Origin of the sequence: Streptomyces sp. NPDC079167 (assembly GCF_040686735.1) — a bacterium.
Lineage (GTDB): Bacteria > Actinomycetota > Actinomycetes > Streptomycetales > Streptomycetaceae > Streptomyces.
In genome coordinates this window covers 46,372-61,963 of record NZ_JBFBLO010000010.1, presented here as the reverse complement: position 1 = coordinate 61,963, position 15,592 = coordinate 46,372, and the positions used below count along the sequence as shown (strand labels likewise).

Sequence of the window (15,592 nt, the reverse complement as noted above, 5' to 3'; positions counted from 1 at the left end):
CATCCGTGGGGGGAGTCGCACCGTGCCACAGCATGTGCCCGCGCCGGTCGAGGGGGACACGGAGGGGAGCGCCGAGCCGGGGCCTCCTGCCGGACGGTCGCCCGAGGCGGCGCCCCACGGCCTCCCCGACGCGCTGAGACCCTGGGCGGTCCTCACCTGGCTGCCGTTACTCCTGGCGGCGGGACTCTGGACCACCTCGCTGCCGTACATCGGATTCCGCTCGATGGGCGAGTACGGGCTCCTGGACCGGCTGCCCGTCATCTACTACCTCTCCCTGCTCGTCCTGACCGCGGGCTTCCTGGTCAGCCTCCGCCGGGCGGGCACCGCCCCGTGGTGGCCCGCGCTGTACTGCGCCGGAATGCTGATGGCCCTCAAGGGCGTCCCCGCCGTCCTGTACGACTCGGAGCGCTACCCCTGGGCGTCCAAGCACGACGCGGTCATCGACCACCTGCTGGCCAACGGCGAACTGCGCCCTGACGAGGGCCTGTCGGGCAACATGTCCGCCTACGACCAGTGGCCCGGCTTCTTCACGCTCAACGGCGGGCTCGTCCGCGCCTTCGGGACCGACGGCGCCACCGCCTACCTGAACTGGGCCCCCGTCGTCCTCGGCCTGCTGATGATCCCGGTCCTGGTCCTGATCTACCGCACCTTCAGCGAGGACCGGCGCCTTGTGTGGGCCGCCGTCTGGATCTTCCAGCTCGCCAACTGGGTGGGCCAGGACTATCTCGCCCCGCAGGGCCTCGCCTTCCTCCTCCACCTCGCCGTACTCGCGGTCGTCGTACGGCACTTCGTGCGTCCCGGCTCCGCCGGGCGGCACTTCGTGCGTCCCGGCTCCGCCGGGCGGCTGGGCTCGCGCGACTGGCTCGACCCGGCCGCAGCGGCCGTGCCGCAGCCCACCGGAACCCGGCAGCGCGCGGTCCGCGTCGCGGTCCTGGTGCCCCTGATCGCGGCCGTCAACGCGATGCACCAGCTGACCCCGGTGATGCTCTGCGTCACCCTGCTCGCGCTCAACCTCACCCGCCGCTACCGCAACCCCGGGCTCCTCGCCGTGGCCGGGCTGATCATGCTGGCCTGGGACCTCACCATGGGCCGCCCCCTCTTCATGGAGACACTGGGCACCCTGCGCGACTCCCTCGGCGAACTCACCCAGAACTCCCGCGCCGGATACGCCGGACAGCTCACCGGGGCCGGACCCGAGCTCGCGGGGCGGGCCAACGTCCTGATGGTGCTGGCCGTCGCCGTCCTCGCCGGCGCGGCGCTCCTGCTGCGACGGCGCCTGGCGCACAGCGCCCTGCCGTTGCTGCTGGCCTCCGCCGCGCCCGTCCCGCTGTTCGTGGTCAACGACTACGGCGGCGAGATGCTCTTCCGGGTCTACCTGTTCGCGCTCCCGGGCGCCGCGTTCTTCGCCGCCGCCGCGCTCGTCCCGGCCGCCGGGGGCACCGGGGCGCACCGGACCGGGCCGGCCGTACGGAAGATCTGCGCCGTCGCGCTGCCGGTGTCCCTGGCCGCGCTGCTCGCCGGCTTCATGCCGTCGTACTACGGCAAGGAGCAGATGAACTACACCCCGCCCGCCGAGACGGCGCTCGTCACCCGCACCATCGACCGCGCCCCCGAGGGAGCGCTGATCCTGGCCGCCACCGGCTCCTTCCCGCAGGCGCTGCACCGTTACGACCGGCTGGAGCACTGGTTCTTCGCCGAACAGGAGCTCCCCGAGAACGTCGAGATGCTCAAGGACCCGGCGGGCTACCTCTCGACCCGGCTGCCGCCCGGCACCACGGCCTACGTCATCCTCACGCGCACCCAGGACATCTACACCGCGGGTGAGGGGCTGCTGCCCCCCGGCGGCTTCGACACCCTGACCCGGGACCTCGCCGCCTCGCCGCTCTTCCACGTGGTCGAGCGGACCGGACACGGCGTCGTCCTGCGCTACGACAGCCCCTGAGACACGACCCGGACCAGGAAGGCAGCCACGTGTCCGAGAACCGGCAACCGCCGCTCCCCGCCCGGCAGACCCTGATCAGAGCCGCCCTGGCGCTCTCCGGGTGGGTGGCGCTCGCCGCGACCGCGCTGCCGGGGGGCTCGCCCTTGCGCTGGGCCCCCGTGCTCCTCTTCGTCTGCCTCGGCCCCGGCCTCGCCCTGCTGTATCCCCGTCCCGGACCGGTCGGGCCGGGCGCCCGCCTCGAAACAGCCGCGCTCGCCGCGCCCCTCGGGCTCTCCGTGGCGGTCGTCGCCGCCACCGCGCTGTTCCTGGTGGAAGGGTTCTCGGGGACCGCGTTCCTGGTGTCCCTCGCCGCGTTCACCACCCTCGCCGCGGCCCTCCCGGGGCTACCGCTGCCCGCGGCCACCCGGGGCGTCGAGCGTGCCGGGAGGCGCCCGTGACCCGCCACCGCACGCGGGAGGACCGCCGCCCCCGTACGTACCTCGTGCTCGCCCTGGTCGCCGTCGTGGCCCTGCTGACCGGACTGGCCGTCCGGTTCGGCACGGACTCCTCCGATGCGGGCGACGAGCGGGTGCCCTCCGCCGCAGCCCTCCCGGCCGACGCCGCCACCGGCCCGGTGCCCGGCGGGACGTGCGCCCCCACCGCCACGCTCGTCCCGCCGTGCGGGGCCTGGTGGGGCGCCTATGTGCCGCACGCGGAGAACGGATCGCTCAAGGACGCGGTGTACGCGTTCGAGGAGAAGATCGGCCGGAAGCTCGACCTCCTGTACACCTACCACGACATGTCGAACACCGACCTCGACGGACAGCTCCTGACCCCCGACGAACAGATCCTCGGCCGGGACCGGCTGCTCATGCTGGCCTGGGAGTCCACGGTGTGGCGCGAACCCCATCACGCCGACTGGACCGAGGACCAGCTCGGCTGGGCGGCCATCGCGTCGGGGAAGCACGACCGCGAGATCATCGACCCGCAGGCGCGCCGCCTGAAGGCGTACGGGAAGCGCGTGTTCTTCTCCTTCGACCAGGAGGTCGACGCCCGGGTCGGCGACGCGGGCACGCCCGAGGAGTACGTCGCCGCCTACCGCCACCTCCACGACCGGTTCGAGGAGCTCGGTGTGGACAACGTGGTCTGGGTGTGGACGGTCTCCGGCTACCTCCCCTCGGGAAAGCTCTTCGAGCGGCTCTACCCGGGCGACGACTACGTCGACTGGATCGGCATGGACCAGTACAACTACTTCACCTGCCACGACACCACGGACTGGGAGGACTTCGACCGCAGCCAGCGGCCGGCGTACGAGTGGCTGCGGACCCACATCAGCGCCGAGAAGCCGCTGATGTTCGCCGAGTTCGCCACGGTGCCCGATCCGGCGGACGAGGACCGCCAGCGCGAGTGGTACGAGGAGATCCCGGAGGTGGCCAGGACCATGCCCGACGCCAAGGCGCTGGTGCACTGGAACCGGGCGGTCCCGGGCAAGGGCTGCGACCTCACGGTCAACGAGGGGCCGGGCCTGGAGGGTTACCGGACGGCCGGCCAGGACGGCTGGTTCAAGCAGCCGGTGCCCGGCCGCTGAACCGCACCCGGACGCCGTACGCCACCGCCGCCGCCGCGCACAGCCCCCAGAACACGGGCAGCCCGGCCGCGGCGAAGGTGTCCTGCGCGACCCGTCCGGCCACCGCGAGCACCCACACCGCGGCGGCCGTGACCCGCCAGTGCGCCCCGGCCGCCACCAGCAGGACCACGGCCGGCGCCAGGCACAGCAGCTGGAGCGCGAGCGGCAGGACCCGCAGCACCGCCTCCGGCGTGGCCGCTCCCGGCGCCCCCGCGAGGACGTCGGCGAGCGTCCCGTGCCACTCCCGTGAGGCGGCGGGCGGCCGTACGCCGAGGAGGAGCGGGGCCGAGTGCAGGGCCGCCACGGTCGCCAGCAGCGAGGCGCCCAGCAACGCGGGCCGGGGGCGGTGCAGCGCGACGGCCGCGGTGTGGACGACGATCAGGAGCACCCCGGCGGCCACCGTGACCGGTGGCAGCGCGCCGATCAGCTCCGCACCGGCCGGACGCGTGCGCCCGGAGTGCGCCACGCGTGACAGCGGCACCCAGAACAGCCCGGCCGCGAGCACCAGCAGCCCCCAGAGCCACAGCACCTGGCGCCGTCCCGGCCCCGCGTCCGCCCGCCTTTCCGCCCCCCGCCGCTCCTGCGCCGCGAGCCGTGCCCAGTCCGTCCCGAACTCCTCGGCACCCGGCGCCGTACGCCGGGAGCTCCGCGGCGTACGTCCGGTCAGGGCGGAGCGCAGTCCGAGGGCGGAGACGGCGGCCACCGCGGTCATGGCGATCAGCATCGCCCAGCCGGCGCCGGCGATCCCCAGCGGGCCGAGCAGCACGGCCGCACTGCCGAGGACGAGGACGCACATCGCTCCCTGCAGGACGGCCAGGGCGCCGGTGCGGCCCTGCACCCGCAGCACACCGATGTACAGCTCGACCACGACCCGGGGCAGGGCGGCCGCCGCCAGCAGCCGCAGGACCAGGGTGCCGTGCGCGGCGTAGTCGGAACCGAAGGGGCTCAGGATCTGCGGGGCGAAGAGGACCAGCACGGCCACGACGGGAACCAGCAGGACCGCCATGCGGCGCAGCGCCCCGCGCACGCCCTCGGCCAGGTGGCCGGGGCTGTGCGAGGCGTGCGCGGTGAGGGAGGAGGCCATGTTGATGGCCATGAACTCCATGGTGCCGCCGACGGTGTAGGCGATGTAGAAGAAGCCGTTGTGCGCGGCGTCGAAGCGCACGGCCACCATCACCGGCAGCAGGTTGATCATGGCCAGGCTGAAGAGCGCGCCGACGGAGTCGCCCGCCAGGAACCGGCCGATCTCGCGCATCCCGGGCGGCTCGCGGTCCCGGTCGGCGCCCGCCTGACGTGGGATCAGCCGGCGGAAGACCATCCAGCCGAGGGGCAGCACGGACAGGGCGATGGCCGCGGCCCAGGAGACGAAGACGCCGAGGACGGGCAGCGCGGTCGCGAACGCGGCGAGGAGAAGCAGCTTGCCGACGGAGAACACGGCGTTGCCGACGGGCACCCAGACGGCCTTGCGCAGCCCGGTCAGCACCCCGTCCTGGAGGGTGAGGACCGCCCAGGCGACGCAGGAACCGGTGAAGACGAGCCCTGCGGAGAGGGTGCCGAGCGGGGCGTACGAATCCCCCCACAGGTCCAGCGTGAGCAGGAAGACCACGCAGGCCAGGGTGACGACGGCGGAACTGACCAGGTAGGTACGGGCGACCAGGGAGCCGGTGGCGCGTCCGGCGCGGGGCACGTAGCGGACGACGGCGCCGATCATGGTGGTCGCGGTGACCGAGGCGAGGAGCCGCATCGCGGCGATGGCGGCGGAGCCCTGGCCGACGGCCTCCTCGGTGTAGTAGCGGGCGGCGACCAGCCAGAAGCCGAGGCCGAGGGCGGCGGAGACCCCGGTGGAGAGCATCAGGGCGTAGGCGTTGCGGAACATCGAGTCGCCGCTCGCGCCGCCGCTCCCCGGGGCCTGCGGCAGCGGCGCACCCGCCTTCGCCGGGCCGGCTCTCGCGGTGTCAGCCACCGGGCAGCTCTCCCGCCGGCCGGGCGCCCGCCGAGGCCAGGGTCTCGATGACGGTGGCGGCGCGCAGCGGGTCGACGGGCAGGGCGTGGCGGGCGAACCAGGCCGCCCCGGCGGGGGCGGGCGACGGGTCGGTGAACGGTGTGCCCGCGTAGGTGTCGAGCGGCGGGTCGTAGAGATAGCCGACGGTGACGCGCCGACGGGCGAGTACGGCGACGGCCGCGTCCCGGTCGGCCACGAGCAACGGCACCCGGAACAGCGGCTGTACGGGGGCGCCGGCGGTGACCGGAGGGGCCCAGCGGGTCGCGAGCAGACGCTCGGTGCCCGCCCGGTGCGCGGCGAGCCGCTCGTCGAGGCCGGCCAGCAGGCGGGCGAGGCGCCCCAGCCGTAATCGGCCGGGAGCGACGCGGTAGTCGTGCATGTCGACCCGGACCCAGGAGTGGAAGGCCGTCAGCGAGGGCGCGGCGCCCAGGGCCTGTCGCAGCTCCGCGGGCCGCAACGGCATCCGGATCGCGTCCCGTTCCTGGAGCCCGAGGAGCCGCAGGGCCCACCGGGCGGCAGGGGCGAGCCGCAGACCGCGTACGGCCGATTCCGCGTACGGGCGTACGGCGTAGGCGAGTTCGGCGGTGAGGCGGGCCGGATCGAGCAGGGCGTCGCGGGCCCGTTCGAGCGGGGCGCGCAGGGCGGGGTCGGCGACTGCGAGGAAGCCCCCGGCCTTCGCGCCGACGTGTTTGGAGAGGCTGAAGGCCGCCGCGTCCCCGAACGAACCGACCGGTCTTCCGTCCGTGGCGCTGCCGATGGCGTGCGCGGCGTCCTCGATCAGCGGGACGCCGAGGCGGTCGCAGCGTTCGCGCAGCCGCCCGGCCGGGTCCGGGTTCCCGTACAGATTGGTGGTGAGGACGGCTGAGAGGCCGTCCCAGAGGGCGTCGGGCACGGCGTCCACGTCGATCGAGCCGTCCGCCGCGGACAGCGGGGCCTGGACGGGCCGCAGGCCGGCGGCGAGGACGACGAAGAGGATGACGTCGTCGTTGACCGGGGACATCAGGATCCTGCCGCCGGGTTCGCACCAGTGGCGGAGCGCCAGATAGAGGCCGAGCCGGCAGGACGGCACGTACAGGCATTCCCGGCCCAGCCGGACGCCCATCGCCGTCTCGACAGCCGCAGTCGCTCCGCGGTCAGCAGGACCGCTCTCCCCATGAGCCATGTGTTCCCCCCAGAACCCCGCCCAATGTGGCCCAGTCCGTGCCACTTCGTCAACAATGCGGAAGGACCCGCCCGTTCGACCGGGGCAGGTCCTTCCGCGATGACGTACCGGTGGTGCGGGTGACGCCGGGTCACTCCTCCACGGTCAGGCCCTTCCTGAGCTTGACCAGGGTCCGGGAGAGGAGCCGGGACACGTGCATCTGCGAGATGCCGAGCTCTTCGCCGATCTCCGACTGCGTCATGTTGGAGACGAACCGCATGGAGAGGATCGTGCGGTCGCGCAGCGGGAGCGAGGCGATGAGCGGCTTGAGCGACTCGACGTACTCGATGCCCTCCAGGCCGTGGTCCTCGTAGCCGAGGCGGTCCGCGAGGGCGCCCTCGTTGCCGTCGGCCTGGTCGTCGGGCTTGGCGTCCAGCGAGCTCGCGGTGTAGGCGTTGCTCGCGGCCATGCCCTCGACGACCTCGTCCCTGCCGATGCCGAGGCGGTCGGCGAGCTCGGCGACCGTGGGGGAGCGGTCCAGCTTCTGGGCCAGCTCGTCGCCTGCCTTGGCGAGGTCCAGCCGCAGCTCCTGGAGCCGGCGCGGGACGCGCACGGACCAGCTGGTGTCACGGAAGAAGCGCTTGATCTCACCGACGATGGTGGGCATCGCGAACGTCGGGAATTCGACGCCCCTGCTGAGTTCGAAGCGGTCGATCGCCTTGATCAGGCCGATCGTGCCGACCTGGACGATGTCCTCCATGGGCTCGCTGCGGGTGCGGAACCGGGCGGCGGCGAACTTGACCAGGGCCAAGTTGAGTTCTACGAGGGTGTTGCGCACGTACGCGTACTCGTGGGTGCCCTCCTCGAGGGCTTCGAGCCGCGCGAAGAGCGTCTTGGAGAGGGCCCTGGCGTCCAGGGCGCCGACCTCGGCGAAGGGCGGGATCTCGGGAAGTCCCTCGAGACCCTCGAACTCCTCGTCCGGAAGGTGGTCCTCGGCGGACAGGTCGGTGGTGGTGCCTGTGCTGGTCCGCGGGCCGGGTACGGCGCTCGCGACAGCGGAGTCGGAATCGGTCGGTCCCTGAGGACATGCCGACGTCGCGTCGTGGGTACGCGATACGTCGAGCCGGGGTGACATGGTTCTCCTCCATCGTTCTCGGCATATGGCTGCCGATGCCCATACGTCTTCCTGCGGTGAAGCGGCGCCTCCGAAGCCGATCGAAATTACTGGTGCAGATGTCCCTTCTACCCTTACCGGTTTCCAGCCACGAGTTACAAGCGCCAAATCGGCCTATATGTCCGGTTTGTTGAGTTCTTCGACTACCGTGTGGCGAGGGAAACGCGTAATGTTTTACGCACGTCGGCGGCAGCCACGCAGAAGCCGCGTACACAGGGACGTGGGTAGTGACGGACGGCGAAGAGGGACAGTCAATGGACCGCGGGACGGTCGGCAGTGCGAACCGGGGTCGACTGCGTGTCGAAACCCGGACCGAGGGGCGGAGCGAGGTCGTGACGCCGGTGGGTGAGCTCGATCACCACACCGCCGATCTGCTTCGGGAGCCTCTGGAGAGCGCGGTCGAGCAAGGGCGTACACGCCTGGTGGTCGACTGCTCCGGGCTCGACTTCTGTGACTCCACCGGGCTCAATGTGCTGCTCGGTGCGCGCCTGAAGGCCGAGGCCGCCGGAGGAGGGGTCCATCTTGCCGGAATGCAGCCCGTGGTGGCTCGCGTCTTCGAGATCACCGGGGCTGAGGCGGTCTTCACCGTCCACGCCTCGCTCGAAGACGCCCTGAGCAGCTGACAGCGGCGCCGCCGATGTCAGTCCCCGGCCCCGGGAGCCCCGCCTGTCGCGGGAGTCACGCTCACGGCGTAGGCGAAAAGGGTGTCGTCACCACCCGGCCGGGCAGGAGAGACCTCGTCGGGGTCATGGAACCCGCACACTCTGTATCTGATCAGTTCTGTTCGATGGCAACACGGTGAATCGGTGAGGTGAAGCGCTGATGAGCACCACCCGGCAGCATCCGCCGGGCGGCCTCGGCCGCGAGCCGGACGGCACGGGCACCGCCCCTGCCGTACCCGCTGACCGGCAGTGGCGCACGCTCTCGCTGCGACAGGCCAGCGGCATCGTGCCGATGGCCCGCGACTTCGCCCGGCAGGCACTCCACGACTGGGGCTGGCTGCCCGCGTCGGGGGCCGACAGGCGGGCGGCGGCCGAGGACGTTCTCCTGGTCGTCTCCGAGCTCGTCACGAACGCCTGCCTGCACGCGGACGGCCCCGAGGAGCTCCGCATCGGCTGCTCCCCCAAGATGCTCCGGGTCGAGGTCGTCGACGCCGGAGCCGGGCAGCCGGCGCCACGCACCCCGCACCGCGCGGGGCGCCCCGGCGGGCACGGCATGTTCATCGTGCAGCGGCTCTGCATGGACTGGGGCGTGTCGCGTACGCCGGAGCAGCCGGGCAAGACCGTCTGGGCGGAGCTCGCCGCTCCCGCGTAGCCGCTCGCCCGTCGCCGCGCGCAACACTCAGGGCCCCGCACCGATCCGATCGGTGCGGGGCCCTGAGTCATGTGGGCGGGGTCCGTGTCAGCGGACGTTGCCCATCAGCGTCTTGACCTTGCCGCGGTACATGAAGATCGCGACACCGGCGAGGACCGCGAGCGCGGCCTGGAGGGCCACCACCCCGCTGCCGTTGAGTTCCACTCCCGCGAGGGACAGCAGACCCGTGGTGCAGTCACCGGCGGTCACGGCCAGGAACCAGACACCCATCATCTGGCTGGCGTACTTGGCCGGGGCCATCTTGGTGGTGACCGAGAGGCCGACCGGGGAGAGCGTCAGCTCGCCGACGGTCTGCACGAAGTAGATCGCGACCAGCCACATCGCGGCGGCCTTGTGGCCGTCGCCCGCGATGGCCAGGGGTGCCAGGAAGAGGAAGAACGACGCGCCGACCAGCACCAGACCGGAGCTGAACTTCACGATCGTGCTGGGCTCCTTGCCCCGCCGGTTCAGCGCCAGCCAGAAGGCGGCGAAGACCGGAGCCAGCGCCATGATCAGGACCGGGTTGACCGACTGGTACCAGGAGACCGGGAAGTCCCAGCCGAGGACCGAGTTCTCCGCCGACGAGTCCGCGAAGATCGCCAGGGTCGAGCCGCCCTGGTCGTAGATCATCCAGAAGATGGCGGCGGCCACGAAGAACCAGATGTAGCCGGACATCTTCGCCTGCTCGGCCTGGTCGAGCTCCTTGTCGCGCTTGATGCGCGCCAGGACCACCACGGGGATGACGAGACCGGCGACCGTGATCGGGACCAGCAGCCAGTTCAGCGTGTAGACGCCGGTGACGACCGTGCCGATGTAGAAGACGGCCGCGATGCCCAGCCAGATCATCGACTTGCGCAGCGTGGAGGCGCGCTCGGCCGCGGAGAGCGGCTTCGGCACGACGTGGCTGCGCTGGTCCAGGTGGCGCGTGCCGAGCAGGAACTGGGCGACACCGAGTCCCATGCCGACGGCGGCCAGGGCGAAGCCCAGGTGCCAGTTGACGTTCTCGCCGACGGTGCCGATCACCAGCGGGGCTGCGAAGGCGCCCACGTTGATGCCCATGTAGAAGATCGTGAAGCCACCGTCACGGCGCGGGTCGTCCGGGCCGTCGTAGAGGTGGCCGACCATCGTCGAGATGTTCGCCTTCAGCAGGCCGGAGCCGATCGCCACCAGGCCGAGGCCCGCGAAGAAGGTGCCCTCGGCGGGCAGGGCGAGCACCAGGTGGCCGAGCATGACGACGCCGCCGGCGATGGCGACGGTCTTGCGGGGGCCCCATACACGGTCACCGATCCAGCCGCCGGGCATGGTGAGCAGGTACACCAGCGACAGGTAGACCGAGTAGATCGCGGTGGCCGTGGCGGGGTTCATGTGAAGCCCGTTGGGAGCGATCAGGTAGAGCGGGAGAAGGGCGCGCATGCCGTAGTAGCTGAAACGCTCCCACATCTCCGTCATGAAGAGAGTGGCCAGGCCGCGGGGGTGGCCGAAGAAGGTCTTCTCCGAACCAGAAGTACTGGCCGAGTCCTTCGTCAGGCTGGACGCCATGGTCGATCCTTGCTGGTCGGGACGCGCTCGCCTCGTGAGCGTTACGCGCCCGGTGGGGGGTAGCCGGCACCGGACGGACACGCCCCACCCCCGACGCCTCGAGGGGATTCGATCCGGGCCACCGCTCCGCTGGGAGTGTGGTGACGGGGGTCGTGGGACAGACCGCTCCGGGATCCACGCCCGGCGCGCGTCCTCGCGCTCCGGGCCCGGCCCACAGGTCATTCACTGGTCGGGGCCGGCGGGAACCGGCCCGTACACAAAGGAGACCCTTGGCGCGAAAAGCTGCCCAAAGGTCCTTCGGTGGTGCAACAGGCGTCGAGCAACCATACGACACGACACGCGGGGATATGGAAGGACTTGAGAGATGGATCACAGGTATGCGTGGAACCACAGTCCCATATTCAAAGGAGGATGACCGATTCGTGGCCCTGACCCGCAGGGCCTGCCCAGTGCCTCACCCCAGCGGGCCTGCGCGGACTACCATCACCCCATGACCCGTGTACTGCTCGCCGAGGACGACGCATCCATCTCGGAGCCACTGGCCCGCGCCCTGCGTCGTGAGGGTTACGAGGTCGAGGTCCGCGAGGACGGTCCGACCGCGCTGGACGCCGGACTCCAGGGAGGCGTCGACCTGGTCGTCCTCGACCTGGGGCTGCCCGGGATGGACGGGCTGGAGGTCGCCAGGCGGCTGCGGGCCGACGGCCACGCCGTGCCGATCCTGGTGCTGACCGCCCGGGCCGACGAGGTCGACACGGTGGTCGGCCTGGACGCCGGGGCCGACGACTACGTCACCAAGCCCTTCCGCCTCGCCGAGCTCCTCGCCCGGGTCCGCGCCCTGCTGCGCCGCGGCGCCACCGAGCCCGCCCCGCAGCCCGCCACGCACGGCGTCAGGATCGACGTCGAGTCCCACCGGGCCTGGATGGGCGACGAGGAACTCCAGCTCACCGCCAAGGAGTTCGACCTGCTGCGGGTCCTCGTGCGGGACGCCGGCCGGGTCGTCACCCGCGACCAGCTGATGCGTGAGGTGTGGGACACCACCTGGTGGTCCTCCACGAAGACCCTGGACATGCACATCTCCTGGCTCCGCAAGAAGCTCGGCGACGACGCGGCCAATCCGCGTTACATCGCCACCGTCCGGGGCGTCGGCTTCCGGTTCGAGAAGAGCTGACGTACAGAACACTCATGCGCCGCAGACTGATCAACTCCACGCTCGCCGTGGTGCTCGTCGTGATCGCCGTCTTCGGCGTCTCCCTCGTCATCGTCGAGACCCGCACCATCAGCAACAGTGCCCAGGAGAGCGTCGACTCCGAGGCGTTCCGGCTGATCAGCGTCGTCGAGAGCCGGCTGCTCGGCGCCGAGCGGATCACCCCCCAGGTCCTCGCCGAGCAGGTGGACCCCAGCCGCTACGCCCGTGTCGAGATCCCCGGGCGCGCCGCCATCGAGGTCGGCGAACGCCCCAGCGGTGACGACGCCATCCGGAGCACGGAGACGGGGGAGCAGGGCGAGAAGGTCACCGTCGAGGAGGACCGCTCGGCCGTGACCCGCGAGGTCGGCCGGACCCTGCTGATCATCGGAGCGGTGGCGTTGCTCGCCATCATCTCCGCCGTACTCCTCGCCGTACGCCAGGCCGACCGGCTCACCTCCCCGCTCACCGACCTCGCCGAGACGGCCGAGCGCCTCGGATCGGGCGACCCCCGCCCCCGCCACAAGCGGTACGGGGTGACGGAGCTGGACCGGGTCGCCGACGTCCTGGACTCGTCCGCCGAGCGGATCGCCCGGATGCTGACCGCGGAGCGGCGCCTCGCGGCGGACGCCTCGCACCAGCTCCGTACGCCTCTGACCGCCCTCTCCATGCGGATCGAGGAGATCTCCGTCACCGACGACCCGGAGACGGTGAAGGAGGAGGCGAACATCGCGCTCACCCAGGTCGAGCGGCTCACCGACGTGGTGCAGCGGCTGCTGACCAACGCCCGCGACCCGCGCACCGGCTCCGCCGTCGTCTTCGACCTCGACGAGGTCGTCAAGCAGCAGATCGAGGAGTGGCGCCCGGCCTACCGCAGCGCCGGCCGGGCGGTCGTCTGCTCGGGCAAGCACGGTCTGGAGGCCGTCGGCACCCCGGGGGCCGTCGCCCAGGTGCTCGCCGCGCTGATCGAGAACTCGCTGATGCACGGTGGCGGCACGGTGGCGCTGCGTACCCGTGTCACCGGCAACCAGGTCGTCGTCGAGGTCACGGACGAGGGGCCCGGCGTCCCCGCCGACCTGGGGGCGCGGATCTTCGAGCGCACCATCAGCGGCCGCAACTCCACAGGGATCGGCCTCGCCGTGGCCCGGGACCTCGCCGAGGCCGACGGCGGCCGGCTCGAACTGCTCCAGCAGCAGCCGCCGGTCTTCGCCCTCTTCCTCAGCCGCGTCGCGCCGAGCCGCAAGGAATCCGTACGCCCGGTGCGCTGAACGCCCCGCACCGCACGGGAGGCCGCCGTCAGCGGGCCACGGGGCCGGGGGTCACCTCGTCGGAGGGTCGTCGCTGCTCCAGAAACCGTTCCGCGTCGATCACGGCCTCCTTGGCGGGCAGCGCCCTGAACACCCAGGTGCGGTAGGACCAGAAGCGGAACAGCGTGGCGACCCCGATGCCGATGATCTTGAAGACGTTGCTCTGGACCGGGCTGTTCCAGCCGAAGCCGTACGTCGCCAGGTAGAGCACGCCCGTCTCGATCACCGCGCCGGCCGCGCTGAAGAGCAGGAACAGCATCAGCTCCCGGGTACGGCCGGTCTTGTCGCGGTCCCGGTAGGTCCAGTAACGGAAGCCGACGTAGTTGAAGAGGATGGCGACGACCGTCCCCATCAGTCCGGCCCGCACCACGGGGAAGTCCGTGGTGCGCCAGATCAGGTTCGAGACGACGATATTGACGACCAGCCCGAGTGCGCCGACCGCGCCGAACTTGGCGACCTCCCGGGCCAGCAGATCAAGCCGGGTCCGCAGTGCGCCCCGTTCGCTCATGGTGATCGCTCAGCCCCGTCCGGTCGGTTTCGTCAACCCGGCCATGCTAACCAGCCCTCCCGTGTGATGCCCGTGAGTCGTCCCGCCCGCGTGACGAGGCCTCCTGCCGGGGGGTGCCGGAGACGGTGGGGGCGGCCCTCGTACGGCCCGATACCCTGGACAGGTGACGTTCCCTGTAGTCGGCATGGTCGGCGGCGGCCAGCTCGCCCGTATGACCCACGAGGCGGGCATCCCCCTCGGCCTCAAATTCAAGCTCCTCAGTGACACGCCCCAGGACTCGGCCGCCCAGGTGGTGGGCGAGGTCGTCGTCGGTGACTACCGCGACCTGGAGACACTGCGCGCCTTCGCGCGCGGCTGTGACGTGATCACCTTCGACCACGAGCATGTACCGACCGAGCACCTCCGGGCCCTGGAGGCGGACGGGATTCCCGTACGCCCCGGCCCCGACGCTCTGGTGCACGCCCAGGACAAGGGGGTGATGCGCACGAAGCTCACGGAGATCGGCGCGCCCTGCCCCCGCCACCGCATCGTCGCGGACGCGGCTGACGCCGCCGCCTTCGCCGAGGAGGTGGGGGGCTTCCCCGTCATCCTCAAGACGGTCCGCGGCGGATACGACGGCAAGGGCGTCTGGGTGGTCCGCTCCGAGGCGGACGCCGCCGAGCCCTTCCGGGCCGGGGTCCCCGTCCTCGCGGAGGAGAAGGTCGACTTCGCGCGGGAGCTGGCGGCGAACATCGTCCGCTCGCCGCACGGCCAGGCCGTCGCCTATCCGGTCGTCGAGTCCATCCAGGTCGACGGGGTCTGCGACACCGTCATCGCCCCGGCGCCCGACCTGGACGAGCGCCTCGCGGGGGAGGCCCAGCAGCTCGCACTGCGGATCGCCGCCGAGCTGGGCGTGGTCGGCCACCTCGCGGTCGAGCTCTTCGAGACGCGCGACGGCCGCATCCTCGTGAACGAGCTCGCGATGCGCCCGCACAACTCCGGGCACTGGACCCAGGACGGCGCGGTCACCTCGCAGTTCGCCAACCACGTGCGGGCCGTCCTGGACCTCCCGCTCGGCGACCCCCGCCCGCGCGCCACCTGGACGGTCATGTGCAACGTCCTCGGCGGCGACTACCCGGACATGTACCAGGCGTATCTGCACTGCATGGCCCGCGACCCGCAGCTCAAGATCCACATGTACGGCAAGGACGTGAAGCCCGGCCGCAAGGTGGGCCACGTCAACACCTACGGCGACGATCTGGCGGACGTGCGGGAGCGCGCCCGGCACGCGGCCGACTACCTGCGAGGAACGATCACCGAATGACCGCACCAGGCTCCGCCCCCGTCGTCGGCATCGTCATGGGCTCGGACTCCGACTGGCCCGTGATGGAAGCGGCCGCCAAGGCCCTCGGCGAGTTCGAGATCCCCTACGAGGTCGACGTCGTCTCCGCCCACCGCATGCCGCACGAGATGATCGCGTACGGCGAGAGGGCCGCGGACCGCGGTCTCAAGGCCATCATCGCGGGGGCGGGCGGAGCGGCCCACCTGCCCGGGATGCTCGCCTCCGTCACCCCGCTGCCCGTGATCGGCGTACCTGTACCGCTGAAGTACCTCGACGGCATGGACAGCCTGCTGTCCATCGTCCAGATGCCGGCCGGGGTCCCCGTCGCCACGGTCTCCGTCGGCGGCGCCCGTAACGCCGGACTGCTCGCCGCCCGGATCCTCGCCGCCCACGACGGCGCGCTGCTGGAACGGATGAAGGACTTCCAGCAGGAGCTCAAGGAGCAGGCGACGGAGAAGGGCAAGCGGCTGCGCGCCAAGACCCAGGGCGCGGACTCCTTCGGCTTCGGGAAGTAGG

At 71.7% G+C, this 15,592-nt stretch carries 14 protein-coding genes; 9 read left to right on the top strand and 5 right to left on the bottom strand.

What is annotated here, in order from left to right; genetic code table 11:
• The first annotated feature begins 22 nt into the window (after nucleotides 1-22).
• The 3 genes from AB0P41_RS21620 to AB0P41_RS21610 are packed head-to-tail and all read left to right on the top strand — an operon-like array spanning nucleotide 23 to nucleotide 3,509.
• The gene (locus AB0P41_RS21620; RefSeq protein WP_365933563.1) at nucleotides 23-1,942 is read left to right on the top strand and encodes a hypothetical protein; all 1,920 of its coding nucleotides are present in this window, start codon (nucleotides 23-25) and stop codon (nucleotides 1,940-1,942) included.
• 29 nt (nucleotides 1,943-1,971) lie between these two features.
• On the top strand, nucleotides 1,972-2,379 hold the full coding sequence (locus tag AB0P41_RS21615; protein ID WP_365933561.1) for a hypothetical protein: 408 nt from the start codon (nucleotides 1,972-1,974) through the stop codon (nucleotides 2,377-2,379).
• The gene (locus tag AB0P41_RS21610) at nucleotides 2,376-3,509 is read left to right on the top strand and encodes a glycosyl hydrolase (RefSeq protein ID WP_365933559.1); all 1,134 of its coding nucleotides are present in this window, start codon (nucleotides 2,376-2,378) and stop codon (nucleotides 3,507-3,509) included. The genes AB0P41_RS21615 and AB0P41_RS21610 overlap by 4 nt, the downstream gene beginning before the upstream one ends.
• Here the strand turns inward: AB0P41_RS21610 and AB0P41_RS21605 are convergent.
• The 3 genes from AB0P41_RS21605 to AB0P41_RS21595 form a co-directional block, all read right to left on the bottom strand.
• Nucleotides 3,484-5,424, bottom strand: a complete 1,941-nt coding sequence (locus tag AB0P41_RS21605) for a lipopolysaccharide biosynthesis protein (protein ID WP_365933841.1) — start codon at nucleotides 5,422-5,424, stop codon at nucleotides 3,484-3,486. The two genes, AB0P41_RS21610 and AB0P41_RS21605, sit on opposite strands and share 26 nt — an antisense overlap.
• A 79-nt stretch (nucleotides 5,425-5,503) precedes the next feature.
• Complete coding sequence (locus tag AB0P41_RS21600) at nucleotides 5,504-6,652, bottom strand: DegT/DnrJ/EryC1/StrS family aminotransferase (RefSeq protein ID WP_365933839.1); 1,149 nt, start codon at nucleotides 6,650-6,652, stop codon at nucleotides 5,504-5,506.
• A gap of 190 nt (nucleotides 6,653-6,842) precedes the next feature.
• Entirely contained in the window at nucleotides 6,843-7,826 is a 984-nt protein-coding gene (locus tag AB0P41_RS21595) for an RNA polymerase sigma factor SigF (protein WP_356709539.1), read from the bottom strand.
• A gap of 293 nt (nucleotides 7,827-8,119) precedes the next feature.
• Here AB0P41_RS21595 and AB0P41_RS21590 point away from each other — a divergent pair, with 293 nt between their 5' ends.
• Together AB0P41_RS21590 and AB0P41_RS21585 are read left to right on the top strand one after the other, a co-directional pair.
• Nucleotides 8,120-8,488 (top strand): STAS domain-containing protein, encoded by a 369-nt coding sequence (locus AB0P41_RS21590; protein WP_356709536.1) that lies wholly within the window; start codon nucleotides 8,120-8,122, stop codon nucleotides 8,486-8,488.
• A gap of 199 nt (nucleotides 8,489-8,687) precedes the next feature.
• A complete protein-coding gene (locus tag AB0P41_RS21585; protein ID WP_356709534.1) occupies nucleotides 8,688-9,179 on the top strand; it encodes an ATP-binding protein in 492 nt (163 codons plus the stop codon).
• Between the two features lie 87 nt (nucleotides 9,180-9,266).
• Here AB0P41_RS21585 and AB0P41_RS21580 read toward each other — a convergent pair whose 3' ends face one another.
• The gene (locus tag AB0P41_RS21580; protein WP_365933556.1) at nucleotides 9,267-10,757 is read right to left on the bottom strand and encodes an oligopeptide:H+ symporter; all 1,491 of its coding nucleotides are present in this window, start codon (nucleotides 10,755-10,757) and stop codon (nucleotides 9,267-9,269) included.
• A gap of 490 nt (nucleotides 10,758-11,247) precedes the next feature.
• On the opposite strand from AB0P41_RS21580, the gene AB0P41_RS21575 reads away from it, so the two are divergent.
• Nucleotides 11,248-11,925: a response regulator transcription factor gene (locus AB0P41_RS21575; protein WP_031098784.1), complete on the top strand. Its 678-nt coding sequence runs from the start codon at nucleotides 11,248-11,250 to the stop codon at nucleotides 11,923-11,925.
• Between the two features lie 14 nt (nucleotides 11,926-11,939).
• The gene (locus AB0P41_RS21570; RefSeq protein ID WP_356709530.1) at nucleotides 11,940-13,208 is read left to right on the top strand and encodes an ATP-binding protein; all 1,269 of its coding nucleotides are present in this window, start codon (nucleotides 11,940-11,942) and stop codon (nucleotides 13,206-13,208) included.
• Between the two features lie 28 nt (nucleotides 13,209-13,236).
• Here the strand turns inward: AB0P41_RS21570 and AB0P41_RS21565 are convergent, their stop codons facing one another.
• Nucleotides 13,237-13,755 carry a GtrA family protein gene (locus tag AB0P41_RS21565; protein WP_356709528.1) on the bottom strand — a complete coding sequence of 173 codons (519 nt, stop codon included), beginning with the start codon at nucleotides 13,753-13,755 and terminating at the stop codon, nucleotides 13,237-13,239.
• 103 nt (nucleotides 13,756-13,858) lie between these two features.
• On the opposite strand from AB0P41_RS21565, the gene AB0P41_RS21560 reads away from it, so the two are divergent.
• Together AB0P41_RS21560 and purE are read left to right on the top strand one after the other, a co-directional pair.
• Nucleotides 13,859-15,058, top strand: a complete 1,200-nt coding sequence (locus AB0P41_RS21560) for a 5-(carboxyamino)imidazole ribonucleotide synthase (RefSeq protein ID WP_356710062.1) — start codon at nucleotides 13,859-13,861, stop codon at nucleotides 15,056-15,058.
• A complete protein-coding gene (purE, locus tag AB0P41_RS21555; protein WP_099177239.1) occupies nucleotides 15,055-15,591 on the top strand; it encodes a 5-(carboxyamino)imidazole ribonucleotide mutase in 537 nt (178 codons plus the stop codon). The genes AB0P41_RS21560 and purE overlap by 4 nt, the downstream gene beginning before the upstream one ends.
• Nucleotide 15,592 lies beyond the last annotated feature (1 nt).